The sequence below is a fragment of the Halobacillus sp. Nhm2S1 genome (assembly GCF_019599545.1).
GTDB lineage: Bacteria > Bacillota > Bacilli > Bacillales > Halobacillaceae > Halobacillus.
In genome coordinates, this window is sequence record NZ_JAIEZV010000002.1 from 138,182 (window position 1) to 158,228 (window position 20,047).

The following is a 20,047-nucleotide window of genomic DNA, read 5'->3' on the forward strand; positions in this document are numbered from 1 at the left end:
GTTACAAACCCTTTCTTTTATCAATATCTCTGTGCGTGACATGGGTCACGAAATCTGTAGAGAAGTATTCCGATAAATGCTCAGCAAGTGCGACGGAACGATGTTGGCCACCTGTACACCCGACAGCAACGACAAGCTGGCTCTTTCCTTCACGTTTGTATTGTGGAAGCATGAAATGCAGCAGGTCCTTCAGCTTTTCAAGGAACTTTTGTGTATCTGTCCATTTAAAAACATAGGAAGATACTTCTGTGTTCAACCCTGTTAATGGACGCATATGTTCCACATAGTGTGGATTCGGCAGGAAACGCACATCAAACATTAAGTCTGCGTCAATGGGAACACCGTATTTGAATCCGAAGGAAACCATCTGTATAGAAAACACCTGCTGTTCCTGCTGGCGGTACTTTTCAATAATCCGCTCCCGGAGTTCTTTCGGCTTCAGTGATGTCGTATCTATGATCGTCTGCGAACGTCCTCTCAGTTCATCCAGCATTTTTCTCTCTCTTCGAATACCTTCAAGCGGCAGTCCTTCTTTAGCAAGGGGATGAGATCTTCGTGTTTCTTTATAGCGGGAAACAAGCGCCTGATCTTCTGCATCAAGGAAAAGAATATGTTCTTGCAGCCACTCCTCTTTTCCAAGACGGTCAAGAGAATCAAACAGCGCATCGAAAAATTCTCGTCCACGTAAATCCATCACTAAAGCCACGTTTTGAATATTGTTGCTGGAATCTTTCATCAGTTCAAGGAATTTTGGAAGCAGGGCCGGTGGTAGATTATCGACACAAAAAAAACCGAGATCTTCAAAGCTTTGAACAGCTACGGTTTTTCCTGCCCCTGACATTCCTGTGATGATTACTAACTGAGTATCGTTTGCATTTACTGGCATCTTTCATCGCTCCCCATTAGTCAGGTCGTGACGGATCCAAATCTTCATCGATCAAGCGGAAGTCCGTCGTATATACAAATGTTCCATATACTTGCTCTTCACTACTTAAGATGTGCTTGAAAATTCTCCGATCTCCCTCTGCCATCGGCTTTTGAAGAACTTCATCAACCGGAACCCATTCCAGTTCACCTTCTTCACTTTCATCCAGCAAGGCCCCTGAATAGCTCGTACTGTAAAAAGTAAACATCATCCATTCTTGAGCGGTTTTCTCTTCTTCCCGCATGACGAATGTAAAGGAACCACGAAGCTCTGGGTTTTCGATGGAAAGTCCCGTTTCTTCTTTAAACTCACGGACGACGGAATCTTTGATATTCTCTCCAGCTTCCATCTTTCCGCCAGGAGCTACATACCAGCCTCTGCGTGGTTTTTTTAACATCAATACGGAATCATTAACTTTTAATATACAATTCGCTACACGCTGCATCGTTATGGTCACCTCATTTTCTTTCTAGAGGGCATCTCCACCCATTATACAATGAATACACAGGTTGCTACAATATTATGTTCCACAGCCTGGTTTGAAAACTATTTCCTTTAACTGATTCGGAAAATGGTTTCGTTGCTTATATTTACAATGAATGAAACGAACCCTTTGCTAAAAAGTTAAAAGTGTATCTACTAATTAAAAGTATCGGTATTCCAGAAAGTGCATTGGTTAAACAAAAAAAAAGACACAGATGACGAGCACCTGTGCCTCATAGAGATTAATCTATTAAAAGGGGGTCAATTAATCACTTCCATCATAACAGGAAAATATTTCATCGGTGTTACACCCGAGTTAAAATGGTGTTTCTTTTTAATTGACGACCTTCAATTCCTCTAAAAGATTTTCAATATAGTGCTGGGCGGATTGTGCGGCAATGCTTCCATCACCAGTTGCTGTCACAATTTGACGCAATTCTTTTTCACGGATATCCCCGGCTGCAAAAACGCCTGGTACTTTCGTTTCCATGTTTTCGTCTGTTTCGATATATCCTTGTTCATTTGTGATGCCTAAGCTTTCGAATGGTGTGGACAATGGAATCATTCCGATATAGATGAACGTGCCATTAGTATCGAAGTCGTATTCTTCACCTGTTTTCTTATTGTGAAGCGTGACGCTTCCCACTTTTCCATCTTTTTCATTGATGGATTTGACGACGGTATCCCAGATGAAATCGATCTTGTCGTTATCAAACGCACGATCCTGTAGAATCTTTTGTGCGCGTAATTCATCGCGACGGTGAACGATCGTCACTTTGCTTGCAAAGCGGGTAAGGTAGACACCTTCTTCAACTGCAGAGTCTCCTCCACCTACAACGACTAGTTCTTTATCACGGAAGAATGCACCGTCACATACCGCGCAGTAAGAAACACCGCGGCCGCCGAGTTCTTTTTCACCTTTTACGCCAAGTTCTTTATATTGAGCACCTGTCGTTACAATTACCGCACGTGCTTTGTATTCTTTATTACCAGCTTTGACCGTCTTGTACTCTTTGCCATCTACAACTTCTTTGATGTCGCCATACGCATATTCAGCACCGAATTTTTTTGCGTGATCGAACATCTTGTTGGATAAGTCTGGTCCAAGGATGCTTTCAAAGCCTGGATAGTTCTCAACGTCTTCTGTATTCGCCATTTGACCTCCTGGAATTCCACGCTCAATCATAAGCGTATCCAGGTTGGCACGGGAGGTATAAACAGCGGCTGTCATACCAGCAGGACCTGCCCCAGCGATAATAACATCATAAATACGATCTTCACTCATCAATCTTCACTCCTTATGAATCCGAGTAATCTCAGTTGCGATTCCTGTACATATCATAGTAAATCATACGAAAACCGTCCATTAATGTGCTTACGTATGAGAGAAATGCATGTTTACCTATTCCTGTTCCCAGGGTCCGCCTTCTTTCCCCATCTTAGGGAACTGTTTGCAGCCTTTTTCCCATAGCTGCAACGCTTTGGAAGGATGACCTGTATGGTAAAGGGAGATACTGTACCATTTGTAGTAAACTCTGCGCCTGGTGACCTGTTTATTACGAAGCGACCTGAACCGTTCGACCGCTTCCTGGTAATACCCTGCTCTCGCCAGAGTTTCAGCTACAGCTAGTTTTTGCTGTTCATGCATAGGAAATACATTGCGGAGTCGTTCAATGTGAAAAGACGCTTCCTGCGTCATTCCTTTTTTCAAATAAAAAGTAGCCAAATTCACGTCACAATGGATGTTCGCCGGCTCTTTCTCAAGGGTTTCTTTTTCAAACTGAATGGCTTCGTCACGTTCCCCATTCATGAATAAAGCGTAAGCGTATCGATGTTTAGCGATTTTGAAGTCAGGGAAAAGCTCCATCATTTCATCAAGGACACTTAGAGCTTCTTCCCACTCTTCATGCTCCAGATGATAAAAAGCTGTTTCCTGATAGATGATCAACTCATCTTCATCTTCAAATGCCCAGTCATCGTCTTCATCTTCTTCCTCTAAAGAATCCAGCATATCTCTCAGTTGCTTTGCCGCTTCTTCAAATTCGCCGTCACCGGGTTGTTCTAAATAGGTGTCCACATATTTTTTTGCATCATTAAGAAGACCGAGATGAGCGTAATTATTGGCCATCAGATAGTAACAATCGACGTATTCCTTCCCGTGTTCAGCCAATACCTCGGTCAGTACCTGATTTGCGGCATGATAAGAGCCAACTTCCGTATAAACGACAGAAAGTTGGCATGGATATAATGGTTCATCGGGAGAAGCTTCGATCGCCTTTTTCAGCCACTTGACAGCAGCACTGAAACGACGCTTTTGAAAAGCTTGTATCCCATGGGAAAAATAAAATGAGCCCGTTGGTACAAATGGGATAATGTTCGTATCCTGTTGTGCTGTAGTTCCTTTAAGTGTAGTCGTCATGACTGTCCCCCTATTTCCGTTTCAAATCTCACTAATTATGCAGTATAACATAAATGCTCACAGAGAAATAGGAGAAAAATGTAATCCATTTAGGAATGACGCTTTTCCAAGACATCCAATACATCGTCCAGTGGAACCTGACGATCAGTAAGGATTAGTAAGAGGTGGAATAAAAGATCCGCAGATTCTAAAGCAATTTCTTCAGGATCATCATTCTTTGCAGCAATGATGACTTCCCCAGCTTCCTCACCAATTTTCTTCGCAATCCTGTCCACACCTTCCTGGAACAAGGTGGATGTGTAAGATCCTTCAGGAAGGGTTGCTTTTCGGTCTGCCAGTACAGTTTGAAGCTCATCCAGAATTCGATAGCGATTTTCTTTCGGTTTCGTTTCCGAACCTGTCAGTTCTTCCGAAAAACAGCTATAATCTCCTTTATGGCAAGCTGGACCTGAGGGTACCACTTGAACTAGTAAGGCATCCTGGTCGCAATCGTATTGGATGCTTCTTACTTCCTGGGTGTTTCCAGAGGTTTCCCCTTTGTGCCACAACTCTTGACGGGAGCGGCTGTAAAATACCGTTTCACCGATTTCTAACGTTTTTTTCAAAGATTCTTCGTTCATGTAAGCCAAAGTCAGGACAGCTTTCGACTTGGCATCTTGCACAATCGCTGGAACGAGACCTTGGGCATCGTATTGGATTTCATCTAGATTCATCGGACAGGCACTCCTTTTTCCTTCAAATATGCTTTCACGTTTTGCACAGACGTTTCTTTATAGTGAAATATGGATGCTGCGAGCGCGGCATCTGCTTCAACTTCAGTAAATACATCATAAAAATGTTCACTGGACCCTGCACCGCCGGAGGCAATGACAGGAACATTTACAACTTCCTGAACGGCTTTTAATAAAGGCAGGTCGAAACCGGATTTTTCACCGTCTTTATTCATGGACGTGAGCAGAATTTCTCCTGCTCCAAGTTTGACCGCTTCCCTCGCCCAATCCGTCACGAGCCAATCGGTCGGAGTCCGGCCTCCATGCGTATAAACACGCCAGTTCGCTGCCTCTTCATCATACTTCGCATCAATCGCCACAACGATGCACTGACTTCCGAAGTAATCTGCACCTTCAGTGATCAAAGCAGGCCTTTTCACAGCGGATGAGTTTAGGGATACTTTATCTGCTCCATTTCGGAGGGTTTCTTTAATGTCCTCAATCGTCCTAATGCCGCCTCCGACTGTAAAAGGAATGGCAAGCTCTGAAGCAACAGACCGGACGACATCAATCATCGTTTTCTTCCCCTCATGACTGGCGGAGATATCGAGAAACACAAGCTCATCCGCTCCTTGTTCGTCGTACACCTTCGCAAGTTCAACAGGATCGCCAGCATCCCGAATATCAACGAACTGTATGCCTTTAACGACACGTCCTTCTTTCACATCCAGGCAGGGAATGATTCGTTTGGAGAGCATTCAGTCCACCTCCACAGCAAGTGCTTCTTTTAAGGTAAATTGGTTCGTGTACAAGGCTTTTCCTACAATCGAACCAATGACATGGCGATCCTTGTATTCTTTCAACTCGTCAAGGTCATCCAGGCCTTTAATGCCTCCAGATGCAATCACGTCCACACCTGTTTCTTCAGCCAAGCGGACGATTTCTTTCATATTCGGACCTGAGAGCATACCGTCTTTCGCGATATCCGTATAAATGAACGTTTTCGCTCCCGCCGATGCCAGGTCCTTTCCTAAATCCACAGCCTTCACTTCCGATTGTTCCAGCCACCCGCCAGTCGAAACAAAACCGTCTCGGGCATCCAGTCCAATCGCAATCCGTTCTCCATACTTCGAAAGAAGCTGTTTGGTTGTATCTACATCGCGTTCAGCAAGGGAACCGATGATGACGCGATCGACGCCCTCATCCAAGTAAAAGCGGACATCTTCTTCAGAGCGGATCCCTCCGCCGATCTGTACACGGCAGTCCAATTCCTTCGCCACCCGCAACACATGCTCCGCATTTTGCTTCGAACCTTCCTTTGCTCCGTCAAGATCGACCATATGGATCCATGAAGCCCCTGCTTCAGCAAATTCCTTTGCCACTTCAAAGGGATTCTCTCCATAGACGGTTTCTTTTTCAAAATCACCTTGTTCAAGACGCACACATTTTCCGTCACGCATATCAATCGCTGGATAGATCGTAAAGCTCATCGTTAAAACTCCTCACTGTTTGCACATTACTTTACAAAAATTCTCTAATAACTGCATACCGGCTGTCCCGCTTTTTTCCGGGTGGAACTGGCTGGCTACAAGATTTTCTTTTCCAATGATTGCAGGGACTTCCATATGGTAGTCAGAAGTCGCATAAAGGATAGAGGGATCGTTCGTCTTTACAACAAAAGAGTGGACGAAATAGACGTGGTCTTCGTTTACGTCTGTCATCAGAGATTTATCCGGCTGATGGATCTCAAGCTGATTCCATCCCATGTGTGGGACCTTGTACGAACGTCCATTTTCATCAATCCCCGGGAAGCGGGAAATGGTGCCAGGGAACAACCCCAACCCTTCTGTAAGTCCGCCTTCTTCACTGCTCTCGAATAACAGCTGCATCCCTAGACATATACCGTAGACCGGTGTACCTTCAGCCACTTTATCTTTTATAAAATCTATGAATCCATGTTCTTGAAGTGCTTTCATCGCATCAGGAAATGCGCCCACCCCAGGAAGGATATAGCCATCACAGCCTACCAATACCTGTGGGCGATCCCCGATTTTATAGTCCACGCCAAGCCGTTCAAGCGCTTTTGAAACACTGAATAAATTTCCCATTCCATAATCGATGATGCCTATCATTATAAACTTCCTTTCGTACTCGGAACTCCTTTGACACGTGGATCGATTTGAGTCGCTTCATCCAAAGCACGTGCAAAGGCTTTGAACATCGCCTCAATGATGTGATGGGTGTTATGCCCATGATGCAAGACGATATGTAGGTTCATTCGAGCTTCTACAGCAAGCTTCCAGAAAAATTCATGGACATTTTCCGTATCAAATGTACCGACACGATCTTTTGGAAGCTCAGCGCGCCACTCCAGGTGCGGACGGTCACTCAAATCTACGGCTACCGTGACAAGCGTCTCGTCCATCGGCAGAGTCATGGAGCCGTAACGTTTCATGCCATATTTATCGCCAACCGCTTCTCGTAACGCCTGTCCAAGACAAATCCCGATATCTTCCGTTAAGTGATGATCATCCACTTCTACATCGCCCCGTCCGACAACCGTTAAATCAAAGAGGCCGTGTTTTGTGAACAATTCCAGCATGTGTGAAAGAAAAGGAACCTGGACATCCAAGTCCGCTTTTCCTCCACCATCGATTCCAAGTTCAAGTTGTATATCTGTTTCTCTCGTTTTACGTTCAATTCTTGCTGTTCTCGTTTCTGTCATTTCCACCGCTCCTTACGTGTCTCTACTGCGCGCGCATGGGCTTCCAACCCCTCCAACCGGGCAAATCGGGCAATCTTATCTACATTCGTCTCAAGTGCGTTTCTGCTATAAGAAATGACGCTCGATTTTTTCACAAAGTCGTCAACGTTGAGAGGACTTGAGAAACGCGCGGTCCCATTCGTTGGAAGAACGTGATTGGGTCCGGCAAAATAGTCCCCGACAGGCTCACTACTGTACGGTCCTAGGAAAATCGCTCCTGCGTGCTTGATCTTTCCCAGCTCCTGAAAAGGATCTTCCGTCACAATTTCCAGATGTTCGGGTGCTATTTCATTGATGGTGTCGACCGCTTCTGCCCATGTTTTGCAAAGGACAATCATTCCATAGTCTTCCACGCTCTTTCTTGCGATATCAGCACGAGGTAAAGAATCCAGCTGTACCTGCACTTCTTTCTCCACAGCCTTCGCAAGCGTCTCACTCGTTGTCACCAGTACGCTTGATGAGCGGGCATCGTGTTCTGCTTGAGAAAGAAGATCGGCAGCGATTTCTTCGGCACGCGCGGTTTCATCAGCAAGAACGGCAATCTCACTTGGCCCAGCAATCATATCGATATCGACATCCCCGAATACTTCACGCTTTGCAAGAGCGACAAATACATTTCCCGGCCCTGTAATTTTATCAACAGAAGGGATTGTTTCTGTTCCATAAGCGAGAGCGGCAATCGCCTGTGCGCCGCCTACTTTGAACACATCTTCCACCCCTAGAATATGAGCAGCAAGAAGGACACCGTCGGGTACTTTTCCATCCTGACCGGGAGGGGTCACCATGACGACCCGTTCCACGCCCGCTACTTGTGCTGGAATCACATTCATGAAGACAGAAGAAGGATAAGCGGCCGTTCCACCAGGCACGTATACCCCTGCTGCATCGATCGGTGTGATTTTTTGACCTAAGAGCGTCCCGTCTTCTGAACTGTCAAACCAGGAAGTGGTCTTTTGTTTTTCGTGAAAAGTACGGATGTTCTCCGCTGCCTCCTGTAAGATTTGGACGTACTCTCCATCGAGGGAAGCATACGCTAGTTCAAACTCTTCTTTTGAAACTTTGAAGGATTCCAAGGTCGCTCGGTCAAAACGCTCGGTATATTCTCTGACTGCTTCATCTCCGCGATTCTTCACCTGAGCAATGATTTCCTGTACAGCCATTCGCTGCTCTTCCGTTCCTTGATCGACGGAGCGCTTCAATGACTTCAAATCAGATTTATTAATGATCTTCATCAGCGTTCCCCTTCCATCACTTCACTCAGTTTATTCACCATTTCCTCAATCTCGTTGCTCTTCACACGGTAACTTACCGGGTTCACAATCAAACGGGAAGTGATCTCTGTGATTTTTTCGTACTCTACCAGTCCGTTTTCTTTTAACGTGCGGCCTGTCGATACGATATCTACAATCCGATCTGCCAATCCAATCAAAGGCGCAAGCTCAATGGATCCATTCAATGGAATGATTTCAATCTGTTCCCCCTGTTCACGGAAATAGTCAGAGGCGACTTTCGGATACTTCGTAGCGATTTTCGGTGCAATCCTGCTCAGTGGCTGATCAGGCAGCCCCGCAACAGCCACATAACACGGACTTATTTTTAAATCGAGCACTTCATAAACATCACGGTCCTGCTCAAGCAGGACGTCTTTACCTGCAATTCCGATATCCGCTGCTCCATATTCTACATAAGTGACAACATCCATCGGTTTGGCCATCATGACACGGATGTTTTGTTCAGGAAACTCCAAGATTAACTTTCTTGACTCATCCATGTCCGCTTCAAGCTCATAGCCCGCTCTTTTCATCAGTTCCGCCGCTTCTTCGTAAATACGGCCCTTCGGCATGGCAATGGTCAACGGCTTACTCATCACGCCCACCTCCGCCTTTTGTCAAATCAATCGTATCTGATAATTCCCCTTTGAAAGCCTGCAAGTCCGGGATTTGGTCCACATGTTGTAACAGAACCGCCTGCCCATCCTCACGATAGCGTTTCGCTTCTTTGAGTCCTTTTCCGTAACTATCATCGTCCACGATGACTCCGATCCGTCCATCATCCGATTCCTGTTCGTTCAATGCCTCCACCAGACGTTCCAAATGGACGGCAAAACCCGTAGCGGATGCACTAAGCTGGAACGAAGGCAGCAACGTATCATAGCGCCCTCCGTTACAAAGAAGCGCACCAAGATTTGGCGCATAACCTTCGAACAAAATCCCGGTGTAATAGTCCATGTGGCTGATCAAATTCAAATCAAAGTGAATATACTTTTCGACCTCATATTGTTGGAGGAGACGATACAATTGCTTCAGTTCATTCACAGCCTGCATACAAGCCTGATTACGGGCAAGTGAACGGCTGCTTTCAAAAATCTCTTCGCCGCCTTTTAGTGAGAGCAGCTGAAGGAGAGCCTCTTTTTTATCCTGTGGAACAGAAAGTTCTTTCACCGCTTCCCTGTAACCGACGTAATTTTTGCGATATAAGTAATTCAAGAGATATTCAATCGTATCCTCATCATCTCCGAGTAAATCTGTGAAAAAGGCTTTCACGTAACCAATGTGACCGACCGTGATGACAAAATCATCGAGTCCGGTCTGTTTCAAAGATTCGACGAGGAGGGCGATGACTTCTGCGTCCCCATAAGAAGAATGGTCACCAATCAATTCTGTTCCGACCTGTTCGAACTGAGCCGGCTTCCCTCCTTCCGTCTGCTGGGCACGGAATACCGGTCCTTCATAAGCGAGACGAAGCGGAAATTCAGCGTCTTTGAGCTGAGAAGCAGCCACTCTGGCAATCGGTGCGGTCATGTCCGGTCTTAATACGAGTGTGTGGCCTTGCTGGTCCAAAAGCTTGAACAATTGCTGATCGAGCGTCGCACTCACTTTTCCTACCGTTTCGTGATATTCCATGATCGGCGTATCCATGAACGAATATCCAAACGATAAAATTGCATTAGATAATTGTTGGCGCGCTTTTGATTTTTGGTTATAAAAAAAGGGAAGCGTGTCCCGCATTCCCAGTGGTTTTTCAAACATCAGGCGTTTAACCAATGGAATTCATCCTTTCCTCAAATCCTTTAGCTTGCTAATATGCTAACACGATAAAGATAGAGCGTCAATGAAGAAACTCCTTAGCTTTGTTCCCCTTCTTATCATAGCAGAAACCGTTTCATAAATACGGGGCCATCGGGGTTTTTCGGTTAGAGGACAATGAATCGACGTTAGAGGACGTTAAATATTACAACAACGACAAAAAAGACGCACAAAAGTGTGCGCCCGTTGGGTCAGGTGAAAGCTTTATTCAAATGGAGGATCTCATCGGCGTAACGAAGAACCAGTGGTTCTGCAGTCGGTGTTTCTGTCTGCATCTGTTGGTGGATGAACAGTTTCCCAACCTTTTCAAACCTGGCCCCCTTTTCCATCATCTCCAGAGCTACAACGGCTTCATAAAGCAGAGCCATTTTTTCAGCCAGGGTTTTGCTGTAAAAGGTTTGGACTTCATCCGCCTGTTTTAATACTTCATCTGCATAGGAAGTGAAGTTCAGCACCGCGTCTTTCACAAGTTTGTGCTCTTCCCCTTTATTCTGGACCACCTCTAAACGCTCTTGAATATGTTGGACAAACAACTCATGGCCTTGATATTTGTTAAACAGTTTCAAGACTTCAAGACCGAGAATGTTCGCCGTACCTTCCCATACTGTCAAAACTTGAGCATCACGTAATAGTCTTGGTGTAACAAAATCTTCAATGTATCCATTTCCTCCATGCATCTCGATGGCCTCGTGTGTAAATTCAACAGCCTGTTCAGCTGTTTCTTTTTTCATGATGGCAATCCGTACACGGTTGAGGATATGTTCTTCTATTCTCGTTTCTTCTGGCTGACGGGCCACTTTTTCAAAAGCTTGGATCATGTCGAAAACCGCTCTCGTTTCCACTTCCTGCTTCACCGTCATGGAAACGAGTGTATCCTTCACCATCGGATATTGGATCAATGAATGTCCGAATGCATTTCTTTTAGTGGCATAATCACGTGCTTCTGATAAAGACCGTCGCATAATCCCTATAGAAGCGACTGCATTGCAGACGCGGGAAAGATTCAAAGCTTCCATCATATAATAGAAACCCCGCTCCGCTTCTCCAACCATGAACGCTTTCGCCCCGGTAAATTCGACCTCAGCCGAGGGAACAGCACGGACGCCAAGTTTATCCTTCAGCCTTCGTATTTGAACTCCATTTAAGTCCCCAGCTTCATTCCGCCAGGGAACGAGAAACAAGCTTAGACCTCTTGTCCCAGATGGTGCCCCTTCCGTCCGGGCAAGAACCATAGCTACACCACAAGCACCGGCATTGCTGGCAAAATACTTTTCACCATGGATCGTGTAATGGTCTCCTTCTTTAACGGCTTTCACTTCATTGGCGCCCACATCCGAACCGCCCTGGCGTTCCGTCAGAAAAGTCGCCCCTTCATAAAGCTCCACATCCCCTGTTGATATCACGTGCGGCAGATATTTTGCTTTCAATGGTTCGTCTGCGTAATGATCAATCAAATAGGCCGTGGCCATCGTTAACGTCACCGGGCAGTAAAAACCAGGCTCTGCCTGGGAAAGGAGATAGCCTTGCGCATACGAATACATGTAGTCACCTTTTTGTCCAAGTTCCGGGATTTCCTTATGAAGGTAACCAACGATTCCTTCGCCATACGTTTCTTCTATTGTTTTTTTGTAACCTTCGTTCAACCATACCTCTGATATGTCGTTGCCCATTTTGTCGTATTTAATTAACTTTGGTTGACCCTCACGATCCGTATGAACCGCTCGTTCATCGATATCCTGTGCGCATCTTCCACCAAAAAAATGGAGACGTTCATCTGCCCATCGAAAAAAAGGCTCCTCCCACGATTGCCTCAAAAGGTCTTGTAGATTTTCATCGCTCTCATAAAAGTTCACTTTGACGCCCCCTTATGCTTGACGTGCCTGTTCACGCAAACGGTGCTTCAACAATTTCCCTGTCGCGTTCCTCGGCAGCTCTTCCATCTCCTCATAAAGTTTCGGAACCTTATAGTCCGCCAGGTGCTCCTGCAAGAAGCGGCGGCATTCATTTTCCACATCTGTCAGTTGGCCGGTTTGAACGATATGTGCTTTGACTGTCTCGCCCCAATCTGGATGCGGAACGCCTACGACAGCCACATCTTCAATGTGTGGATGCTGCAACAGTAGCTCTTCTACTTCACGTGGGTATATGTTGACGCCACCCGAGATGATCATATCTTTTTTCCGATCGATGACCCACAGATAGCCATCCTCATCCTTCTCACCCATATCCCCAGTAAGCAGCCAGCCATCCCGGAAGGTTGCGGCCGTTTTTTCTTCATCTTTATAGTAGCCTTTCATGATTCCCTCGCCTTTAAGAGCGATTTCGCCCACTTGACCACTTCCTACTTCTTGTCCATCTTCATCAACAATACGAACCTCACAATGAAGCGCCGCCCGTTTTCCTACACTGCCGGCTTTTTCATCATGCTCCTGTGGAAGCAGCAACGTCCCGCTTGGACCTGCCTCCGTCAGACCATACAAGCAGCAAAGGCTGTCTGTTTCAAACTGCTCTCGCACAAACTGGACTTCCTTTTTAGACAAAGGTGCCCCTCCATAGGTCCAATATTTCACCCAGCTCAAATCCGTTTCTTTCACTTTTGGATGCTTGGCTGTCATTAAATAAGCGACAGGTGCCCCGAAGAAGTGTGACGCCCGTTCGGTCGAAGCAAGTTCTAATAATAAATCGGGAGTGAAAGTAGGGGCAATGATGTGAGTCGCGCCAACGAACGTGCCCCCTGCTAAAAAGAGATGCAATGGTGCGGAATGACTAAATGGCATCATATGAAGCATGCGGCTGGATGGTTTCATTTCCAATTCCACGGCCATCATCGAAGAGACTGTCAAAATATTTTTATGGGTAAAGACAACCCCTTTCGGCTGGCCTGTCGTACCCGAGGTATATAAAATCGATGCTTCTTCATCTTCATGAGCTTCATTCACCATTTCCAGCGGTTCTTCTTTTGCAAGTATGTCAGAGAACGAGTGCCAGGTTCCGTCCACACTCCCTGTTTTTATAAATGTTCCTTCTCTTTCATCAGCAAGCCCTCTCACTTGGTCAATCAGCAAATCATGCGTAATCAATGCGACAGCATCACTGTGATCGTAAATATAAGTAATTTCATTTCGAACTAACCGGGCATTAATCGGAACGACGATGGCCCCCAGCCGATGGATGGCAAAGTAACTGATGACAAATTCTTTCGTATTCGGCATATGGATGATCACCTTATCGCCAGCCTGAATCCCTAATCTCATTAAACCTCTGGCAAACTGGTTGACCTGACTGTTCCACTCTTGATAGGTCAGACGTTCTTCAGGTGTAACAATCCCTTCTTTTTCCGGGTATTTGCGAGACTGGTACGCTAATAATTCAGAAAGATTCATACGGGATCTCCTCTCCGTTCCTTTAATTCTTCTTCAAATTTGTCGAGCCACTGCCCCATTTCCGCTTTTAACTGTTCCAACTCCCGAATCCGGTCGTCCACCTCCTGCATTTTCCCTCTGCCATAGGCAAGCGTACGCTCAAGCTGACGAACACCTGAGGGGTCCTGGTCGAAAAGATGGATCATTTCTTTGATTTCATCCAGCTGGAAGCCATACTTTTTCCCACGAAAAACAAGCCCAAGGCGTGTCAGATCCTTCGGAGAAAAGGAGCGGTGCCCGCCCGAGCTCCGGGAAGGTCTGATCAGCCCAAGTTCTTCATAGTATCGAATGGTCCGCTGAGTCACATCGAATTTTTCAGCCACTTGTTGTATCGATAAACGTCCTGACATTCGATCCCCTCTCATTGAATGAAAATTCTAACAATTAAACTATACCATTAACGTTAACGTAAAGTTCAACTATAAAAATATGGAAATTAACTATGAAAAAAAGCACCTTACTAAAAGGTACTTCCTAGAGTATAGCTCCCTTTACTTGAAGACTCAGTTTCGAGAAGTATGTTGAGTGGATGAGGGCTACGGGGAAGATCTCGCTTTCCGCGGGAGCGCGGTGAGCCTCCTCGGACTGCGTCCTGTGGGGTCTCACCCTGCACTTTTTTCCCGCAGGAGTCTCGCCATTCCCCTCCACCTCTTTACCATGGAAGATTCTCGAAACCACTACTAAAAGGTCGGCTCGTATGATTATGGGAAGTGGATCATAGTAGACCTCCATAATACTTAAAAGCTTGATTCAGAACGCTTTATACCTCTAACAGCTGGATAGTGGAAGACCATCCAAATTGGTGCAAGGGTTCGTTTCTCCCTTACATCGAAAGGGGTGGTTGGGAAGCTGGGAGACTCCCGTGGGAGAAAGGAGATAGGCGAGATCCCACAGGACGAAGTCCGAGGAAGCTCGCCACTCCCCCACAGGAAAGCGAGTAGCTTCCCAACCACCCCTAACGCCCAACAAGGCAACGAACCCTGGAAACATCTAGAAACTGAGTCTTCAACAATTCTGCCAGATTATTTAATAATACAGTAACTTATCTTTCTTTGGATTGGAGGAGGAATAGGAAGGCTAGGAGTGAGGCGGGGATGTTGTCGCGAATGTTCCATTCCACCAAGTAGCCGGGCATTTTTTCGAAACGCTCGGCCGCTTCACGAGGGATGGCCCCTCTTTTTATGACTGCCCATACCTTCCCTTCATGATCCTTAATATTGTAATGGCCGATGAAATCGTCCCCTTCTGCACTCCAACGGCATTGTTCCGCTTCTATATACCGAGTGATGCGCTGCCCTGTGGTTTTATTTTTCGTTTGCTTCGTATAAGCCACATACGCTCCTGCTTCGTGCTGAATATACCCTCTCCACTGGAAGCCGCCCTTTTTTTCAATCTGGTAGAGCGGTTGCCCACGCTGATTTTTAAAAGTGTACACCGCTGGTCTGAATTGATCATAGGAAAACAGGGCTGTAAACATCGCGAGGGCTTTATGTTTCCACTGGATATTTTCTTGAATTTCTCCGTAACTCTCCCCATCCATATCAAATATTCCTGCCTGGAAGGTTTTGAGTGCTTTTTGTCCCATATACATCCGGGCTGGCACTCTCTCTATGGAGTCTTTCGTGAGGTCCTGTTCAAAATCTAAAACGGTTTTGGATTTTTGTAGATCAGTATAGCCTGCTTTTAGAAGCCCGACCCCCGTAATCGCAAAAATGGCTGCGTACACGACAGAAATAATAAAGCTGCTTGGATTTAAAGTGACCATTCCCATGATAAAAACGATGGATATAAATGAGAGCAAGGTTCCGGTCCATAATTGCCTTCTTGCATCTTGATAAATCATGTTTTGAACAAGCGACATCTTAGTTCCTCCTCAGAAAAGAAGCTATACCATAAGTACGAAAAAGAACGATGAAAGTTTCAAGAATATGTAAGAAAAAGACTCCTCCGCTAAAGGAGAAGTCTTTTGTAATTAAACATATTCAATTGGTGTGACAGCTTCTTCTAAAAGTTGATCAAGCTGTTCCGTATATTCTTGTTTTTGCTGCTCACTGTAATTCAGAGCTTTCGCCATATAATCAATCACGGATGTTTTGTGATCACGTACCCACTGGATGTTGAAGAAAAGAGCAGCCGTTCGTCGGACAAAGAAGTCGACTGGTTTGTACGTCATTTCTTCTTCCAAAGCATATGCGAGTTGGGCAAAGACGACTGGGTCGACTCCTTCTTGAGCTGCCTCTTCTTTTCGATCTTTGAAGTTGTTGAAGACTTTATCGACATTAGACCCGTAAAGTTGGACTAATTTATCGGCATCCTCTTGACTCAACCCTAAAGATTCACCAATTTGAAGGCGTTCTTCCTTATATTTTTTGAAGCCTTTGGATCCTCCAACATCGCCACCAGAGATCGGCATGTTTTTCGTTTCAGAGTCAGAATAACGGATGCCGTGCTCTTCCATCAGCTGATCGCGAACGAGGTCGACAGCGGTTTGTGCCATTTTACGATAACCGGTAAGCTTACCACCAGCCATAGAGATGAGACCGGAATCTGAAACGAAGATTTCGTCTTTACGAGAAATTTCAGATGGGTCTTTCCCTTCTTCATGAATGAGTGGACGCAGTCCTGCCCAGCTAGATTCTACATCATCCGCCGTAACTTCAACGGTTGGGAACATCGTCTTCATGGCGTTCAAAATATAATCACGGTCATCTTCGGTCATTGTCGGGTGAGCAATTTCCTGATCGTAGGTCGTATCAGTCGTCCCCACATACGTCTTGCCATCACGTGGGATAGCGAAAATCATACGGCCGTCCGGACTGTCGAAATAGATCGCTTGTCTCAAAGGAAAGACCGATTGATCAAAAACAAGGTGAACCCCTTTCGTCAACTGCAGCGTTTTTCCTTTTTTCGAACCGTCGATTTCACGAAGTTCATCAACCCAAGGACCACCTGCATTAATGATTTTCTTAGCCTTCACATGGTATTGTTCACCTGTAACCGTATCTTCCACTTTCGCACCCACAACAGAACCATGGTCATCATAAATGAAATCAACAACCTTCGCATAGTTCGTGGAACATGCTCCATGCTCTACAGCCTTCTTCATAACTTCAAGCGTCAGGCGGGCATCATCCGTTTTATATTCAACATAGTACCCTGCGCCTTTAAGTCCATCTCTTTTCACAAGAGGTTCCCGTTCAATGGCTTCCTCGGCACTCATCATCGTACGGCGCTCGGATTTTTTCACCCCCGCAAGGTAATCATACACACGGAGACCCACATTCGTAGAGAACGGCCCGAAATTACCCCCTTCATGGAATGGCAGCATCATCCACTCTGGTGTCGTCACGTGGGGGCCATTTTCATAAACGATCTCTCGTTCTTTCCCTACTTCCGCGACCATTTTCACTTCGAACTGTTTCAAATATCTCAAACCACCGTGCACCAGTTTTGTGGAACGGCTAGATGTTCCTGCTGCATAATCCTGCATTTCGACCACTGCCGTCTTCATGCCTCGGCTTGCTGCATCGAGAGCGATTCCAGAACCTGTAATCCCCCCACCTATAACGAGTACATCCCACTCTTCCTGTGTTAAACGGTTGAACTGATCTTTTCTTTCGTAACTAGAAAATGATTGCATGCTATCTCTCCTTCTTACGTTGTCTTCTAATTCATGGTCTGATACGGGTATTCCCTTTTTCAGCAAAGAATATGTGTCGGAATGCTCATCGAGTGCTCACACAGGTCATAAAAAAAGAGACCACGAAAACTCTTATGCGGATTGCATAAAGCTTCGTGGTCTCTCCGTATCTCCGACCGTTTCCATTAACTTGTAGCTCTATTATATCAGAGAGGGAGATGTTTTCAAGGAATTATTCTTCTTGTTTGAAGACCCTTGTCGCTTCCACAGCTTTTTGCCAGCCTTTGTATAGTTTCTTACTTTTCTCCTCATTCATACTAGGCTCAAATTCTCTTTCTACTTTCCACTGATTTGCGATCTCTTTTCGATCCTCCCAGAAACCTACAGCAAGCCCGGCAAGGTAAGCCGCACCAAGAGCCGTCGTTTCATTGACTTCCGGACGCTCCACGGTCACATCAAGCAAATCACTTTGGAACTGCATCAAAAGATTGTTTTTGACGGCTCCTCCATCGACACGAAGTTTTTTCACTTCGATGCCAGAGTCTTCGACCATCGCATCAACGACGTCTTTTGTCTGGTACGCAAGAGATTCAAGTGTCGCTCTTACGAAGTGAGCTTTAGTCGTTCCACGCGTCAGACCGAAGACTGCTCCACGAGCTTCGCTATCCCAATAAGGCGTGCCGAGTCCAACAAACGCAGGAACAACGTAAACGCCGTCCGTCGATTTCACCTGCCCAGCAATTTCCTCACTCTGTGGAGAAGATTCCACCATTTTCAAACCGTCACGAAGCCATTGAATGGCAGAACCTGATACGAAAATGCTTCCTTCCAGGGCGTATTCAACTTTCCCATCAATACCCCAGGCAAGCGTCGTTAACAAACCATGCTCGGATTTGACTGCTTCTTCTCCTGTGTTCAATAACATGAAACCACCGGTTCCATATGTGTTTTTACCCATTCCTTTTTCAAAACACGCTTGTCCGAAAAGCGCTGCCTGCTGATCACCAGCGATTCCAGCAATCGGGACTTCTTTTCCGAAAAAGTGATAATCTACCGTATCTGCATAAACTTCAGAGGAAGGCTTCACTTCCGGCAGCATGCTTTTCGGAACCTCTAAGATCTCAAGCAGTTCATCATCCCATTTCAAGTCATGGATGTTATACATCAACGTCCGGGAGGCATTGGAATAGTCTGTCACATGGGCTTTCTGTCCGGAAAGTTTGTAGACGAGCCATGTGTCAATCGTTCCGAACATGAGGTCTCCGTTTTCTGCTTTTTCTTTTGCTCCGTCCACATTGTCCAGAATCCATTTCACTTTAGTTCCTGCAAAGTAGGGGTCGAGCAATAATCCGGTTTTATCTCTAAATGTTTGTTCCAGCCCCTGCTCTTTCAGCTCATTACAGATGCTTTGCGTTTGGCGGGACTGCCATACAATCGCTTTATAAATCGGTTTGCCGGTGTTTTTGTCCCAAACGACCGTCGTTTCCCGTTGGTTAGTAATACCAATGCCTGCGACCTGACTCGCTTCAATATCTGATTTTCTTAAAACATCCGCAATACATGCAAGAACAGATGTCCAAATTTCGTTTGCATCATGTTCGACCCAACCCGGCTTTGGAAAATGCTGCTCAAATTCTTTTTGAGCCGTTTCTACGATCTGACCTTCATAATTGAACAAAATCGCTCTTGAACTTGTTGTACCCTGATCAATTGATAAAATGTACTGCTTCATGATTCCACTCCTTTTTCAGATTGATGCACTTTTTTCAGCTCCACACGCATGGAGGACAGTAAAATAAGTAAAATGATGATCGTGCCGCTCCAAAACCAGCCATTTGCATTGGCTTCAAAAATGGCCTGATAAAATAACCCACCATAGATACCACCAATGATCGGTCCTAGAACAGGGATCCAAGAGTAACCCCAGTCTGAGTCCCCTTTTCCTGGAATCGGTAATAGAGCATGAGCTATTCGAGGTCCCAGATCACGAGCTGGGTTGATCGCATACCCCGTTGTTGCACCTAGGGACATCCCGATGGCTACGATCAGCAAACCTACAATAAGCGGGTTCAATCCCTGTGTGAATTCGTTCGCACCGATAAACAAGATTCCCATAACTAATACAAATGTTCCAATGATCTCGCTGACAAGGTTTGAAATCGGACTGCGGATGGCAGGGTCTGTACAAAAGATCGATTTGATCGCCAACTGGTCTTCTGTATCCTTCCAATGAGGTAGATAATGAAAGAAGACGAGGACAGCTCCCAAGAATGCACCGGCCATCTGAGCGGTAATATACATCGGAACTTTACTCCAAGGGAAATCTCCGACCGTTGCCAGTCCAAGCGTAACGGCAGGGTTGATGTGCGCCCCTGTCACTCTCCCTACAGCGTAAACACCCATGGCTACCGCAAGTCCCCAGGCAATGGTAATCAGTACCCAGTTTCCTTCTGCTTTTGTTGCTTTTAAATTTGCACCGGCGATGACGCCGCCCCCGAAAATAATGAGGATCATGGTGCCAATCAGCTCACCCATGAATTCTGTCATGATGTGATCTCCTTTCTGTGTACCACGTTTGACGTACAAAAAACCACACAA

At 45.8% G+C, this 20,047-nt stretch carries 19 protein-coding genes; all 19 read right to left on the bottom strand.

The annotated features are described in order from the left end of the window. Position 1: 1 nt before the first annotated feature. The 19 genes from rapZ to K2225_RS07350 all read right to left on the bottom strand — a co-directional run bounded on the left by rapZ (position 2) and on the right by K2225_RS07350 (position 19,996). Positions 2-886 carry an RNase adapter RapZ gene (rapZ, locus tag K2225_RS07260; RefSeq protein WP_220584137.1) on the bottom strand — a complete coding sequence of 295 codons (885 nt, stop codon included), beginning with the start codon at positions 884-886 and terminating at the stop codon, positions 2-4. 16 nt (positions 887-902) lie between these two features. Further along, a complete protein-coding gene (locus K2225_RS07265) occupies positions 903-1,370 on the bottom strand; it encodes an 8-oxo-dGTP diphosphatase (protein ID WP_220584138.1) in 468 nt (155 codons plus the stop codon). A 372-nt stretch (positions 1,371-1,742) separates the two neighbouring features. Beyond that, positions 1,743-2,693: a thioredoxin-disulfide reductase gene (gene trxB, locus K2225_RS07270; RefSeq protein ID WP_220584139.1), complete on the bottom strand. Its 951-nt coding sequence runs from the start codon at positions 2,691-2,693 to the stop codon at positions 1,743-1,745. Positions 2,694-2,810: 117 nt separating this feature from the next. Next, on the bottom strand, positions 2,811-3,827 hold the full coding sequence (locus K2225_RS07275; protein ID WP_220584140.1) for a tetratricopeptide repeat protein: 1,017 nt from the start codon (positions 3,825-3,827) through the stop codon (positions 2,811-2,813). Between the two features lie 89 nt (positions 3,828-3,916). Next, positions 3,917-4,540 (bottom strand): bifunctional phosphoribosyl-AMP cyclohydrolase/phosphoribosyl-ATP diphosphatase HisIE, encoded by a 624-nt coding sequence (gene hisIE / locus K2225_RS07280; protein ID WP_220584141.1) that lies wholly within the window; start codon positions 4,538-4,540, stop codon positions 3,917-3,919. Continuing rightward, positions 4,537-5,295, bottom strand: a complete 759-nt coding sequence (gene hisF, locus K2225_RS07285; RefSeq protein WP_220584142.1) for an imidazole glycerol phosphate synthase subunit HisF — start codon at positions 5,293-5,295, stop codon at positions 4,537-4,539. The genes hisIE and hisF overlap by 4 nt, the downstream gene beginning before the upstream one ends. Next, positions 5,296-6,027 carry a 1-(5-phosphoribosyl)-5-[(5-phosphoribosylamino)methylideneamino]imidazole-4-carboxamide isomerase gene (hisA, locus tag K2225_RS07290; protein ID WP_220584143.1) on the bottom strand — a complete coding sequence of 244 codons (732 nt, stop codon included), beginning with the start codon at positions 6,025-6,027 and terminating at the stop codon, positions 5,296-5,298. A gap of 12 nt (positions 6,028-6,039) precedes the next feature. Next, positions 6,040-6,669 (bottom strand): imidazole glycerol phosphate synthase subunit HisH, encoded by a 630-nt coding sequence (gene hisH, locus K2225_RS07295; protein WP_220584144.1) that lies wholly within the window; start codon positions 6,667-6,669, stop codon positions 6,040-6,042. Beyond that, the gene (gene hisB / locus K2225_RS07300; protein WP_220584145.1) at positions 6,669-7,262 is read right to left on the bottom strand and encodes an imidazoleglycerol-phosphate dehydratase HisB; all 594 of its coding nucleotides are present in this window, start codon (positions 7,260-7,262) and stop codon (positions 6,669-6,671) included. The genes hisH and hisB overlap by 1 nt, the downstream gene beginning before the upstream one ends. Then, positions 7,259-8,533, bottom strand: coding sequence for a histidinol dehydrogenase (gene hisD / locus K2225_RS07305; RefSeq protein ID WP_220584146.1), 1,275 nt, complete (start codon positions 8,531-8,533; stop codon positions 7,259-7,261). The genes hisB and hisD overlap by 4 nt, the downstream gene beginning before the upstream one ends. Beyond that, positions 8,533-9,168: an ATP phosphoribosyltransferase gene (hisG, locus tag K2225_RS07310; protein WP_220584147.1), complete on the bottom strand. Its 636-nt coding sequence runs from the start codon at positions 9,166-9,168 to the stop codon at positions 8,533-8,535. The genes hisD and hisG overlap by 1 nt, the downstream gene beginning before the upstream one ends. Next, positions 9,161-10,345, bottom strand: a complete 1,185-nt coding sequence (locus K2225_RS07315; protein WP_220584148.1) for an ATP phosphoribosyltransferase regulatory subunit — start codon at positions 10,343-10,345, stop codon at positions 9,161-9,163. The genes hisG and K2225_RS07315 overlap by 8 nt, the downstream gene beginning before the upstream one ends. Before the next feature lie 233 nt (positions 10,346-10,578). Then, entirely contained in the window at positions 10,579-12,240 is a 1,662-nt protein-coding gene (locus tag K2225_RS07320; RefSeq protein WP_220584149.1) for an acyl-CoA dehydrogenase family protein, read from the bottom strand. 12 nt (positions 12,241-12,252) lie between these two features. Next, positions 12,253-13,770: a class I adenylate-forming enzyme family protein gene (locus tag K2225_RS07325; protein WP_220584150.1), complete on the bottom strand. Its 1,518-nt coding sequence runs from the start codon at positions 13,768-13,770 to the stop codon at positions 12,253-12,255. Then, on the bottom strand, positions 13,767-14,159 hold the full coding sequence (locus K2225_RS07330) for a MerR family transcriptional regulator (protein ID WP_220584151.1): 393 nt from the start codon (positions 14,157-14,159) through the stop codon (positions 13,767-13,769). Before K2225_RS07330 ends, K2225_RS07325 begins: the two co-directional genes overlap by 4 nt. 692 nt (positions 14,160-14,851) lie before the next feature. Beyond that, positions 14,852-15,670, bottom strand: coding sequence for a hypothetical protein (locus K2225_RS07335; RefSeq protein ID WP_220584152.1), 819 nt, complete (start codon positions 15,668-15,670; stop codon positions 14,852-14,854). 111 nt (positions 15,671-15,781) lie between these two features. Continuing rightward, positions 15,782-17,449 carry a glycerol-3-phosphate dehydrogenase/oxidase gene (locus K2225_RS07340; RefSeq protein ID WP_220584153.1) on the bottom strand — a complete coding sequence of 556 codons (1,668 nt, stop codon included), beginning with the start codon at positions 17,447-17,449 and terminating at the stop codon, positions 15,782-15,784. Between the two features lie 232 nt (positions 17,450-17,681). Beyond that, positions 17,682-19,181, bottom strand: coding sequence for a glycerol kinase GlpK (glpK, locus tag K2225_RS07345; RefSeq protein ID WP_220584154.1), 1,500 nt, complete (start codon positions 19,179-19,181; stop codon positions 17,682-17,684). Then, positions 19,178-19,996, bottom strand: a complete 819-nt coding sequence (locus K2225_RS07350; protein ID WP_220584155.1) for an MIP/aquaporin family protein — start codon at positions 19,994-19,996, stop codon at positions 19,178-19,180. The genes glpK and K2225_RS07350 overlap by 4 nt, the downstream gene beginning before the upstream one ends. Between the last annotated feature and the right edge of the window lie 51 nt (positions 19,997-20,047).

Coding starts and splice junctions, on each gene's coding strand:
- K2225_RS07330 (WP_220584151.1), bottom strand. CDS start 14,159: ATGTCAGGACGTTTATCGATACAACAAGTGGCTGAAAAATTCGATGTG.
- hisA (WP_220584143.1), bottom strand. CDS start 6,027: ATGAGCTTTACGATCTATCCAGCGATTGATATGCGTGACGGAAAATGT.
- hisIE (WP_220584141.1), bottom strand. CDS start 4,540: ATGAATCTAGATGAAATCCAATACGATGCCCAAGGTCTCGTTCCAGCG.
- rapZ (WP_220584137.1), bottom strand. CDS start 886: ATGCCAGTAAATGCAAACGATACTCAGTTAGTAATCATCACAGGAATG.
- K2225_RS07325 (WP_220584150.1), bottom strand. CDS start 13,770: ATGAATCTTTCTGAATTATTAGCGTACCAGTCTCGCAAATACCCGGAA.
- K2225_RS07275 (WP_220584140.1), bottom strand. CDS start 3,827: ATGACGACTACACTTAAAGGAACTACAGCACAACAGGATACGAACATT.
- hisG (WP_220584147.1), bottom strand. CDS start 9,168: ATGAGTAAGCCGTTGACCATTGCCATGCCGAAGGGCCGTATTTACGAA.
- K2225_RS07340 (WP_220584153.1), bottom strand. CDS start 17,449: ATGCAATCATTTTCTAGTTACGAAAGAAAAGATCAGTTCAACCGTTTA.
- K2225_RS07265 (WP_220584138.1), bottom strand. CDS start 1,370: ATGCAGCGTGTAGCGAATTGTATATTAAAAGTTAATGATTCCGTATTG.
- hisD (WP_220584146.1), bottom strand. CDS start 8,533: ATGAAGATCATTAATAAATCTGATTTGAAGTCATTGAAGCGCTCCGTC.
- K2225_RS07335 (WP_220584152.1), bottom strand. CDS start 15,670: ATGTCGCTTGTTCAAAACATGATTTATCAAGATGCAAGAAGGCAATTA.
- hisH (WP_220584144.1), bottom strand. CDS start 6,669: ATGATAGGCATCATCGATTATGGAATGGGAAATTTATTCAGTGTTTCA.
- trxB (WP_220584139.1), bottom strand. CDS start 2,693: ATGAGTGAAGATCGTATTTATGATGTTATTATCGCTGGGGCAGGTCCT.
- glpK (WP_220584154.1), bottom strand. CDS start 19,181: ATGAAGCAGTACATTTTATCAATTGATCAGGGTACAACAAGTTCAAGA.
- K2225_RS07350 (WP_220584155.1), bottom strand. CDS start 19,996: ATGACAGAATTCATGGGTGAGCTGATTGGCACCATGATCCTCATTATT.
- hisB (WP_220584145.1), bottom strand. CDS start 7,262: ATGACAGAAACGAGAACAGCAAGAATTGAACGTAAAACGAGAGAAACA.
- hisF (WP_220584142.1), bottom strand. CDS start 5,295: ATGCTCTCCAAACGAATCATTCCCTGCCTGGATGTGAAAGAAGGACGT.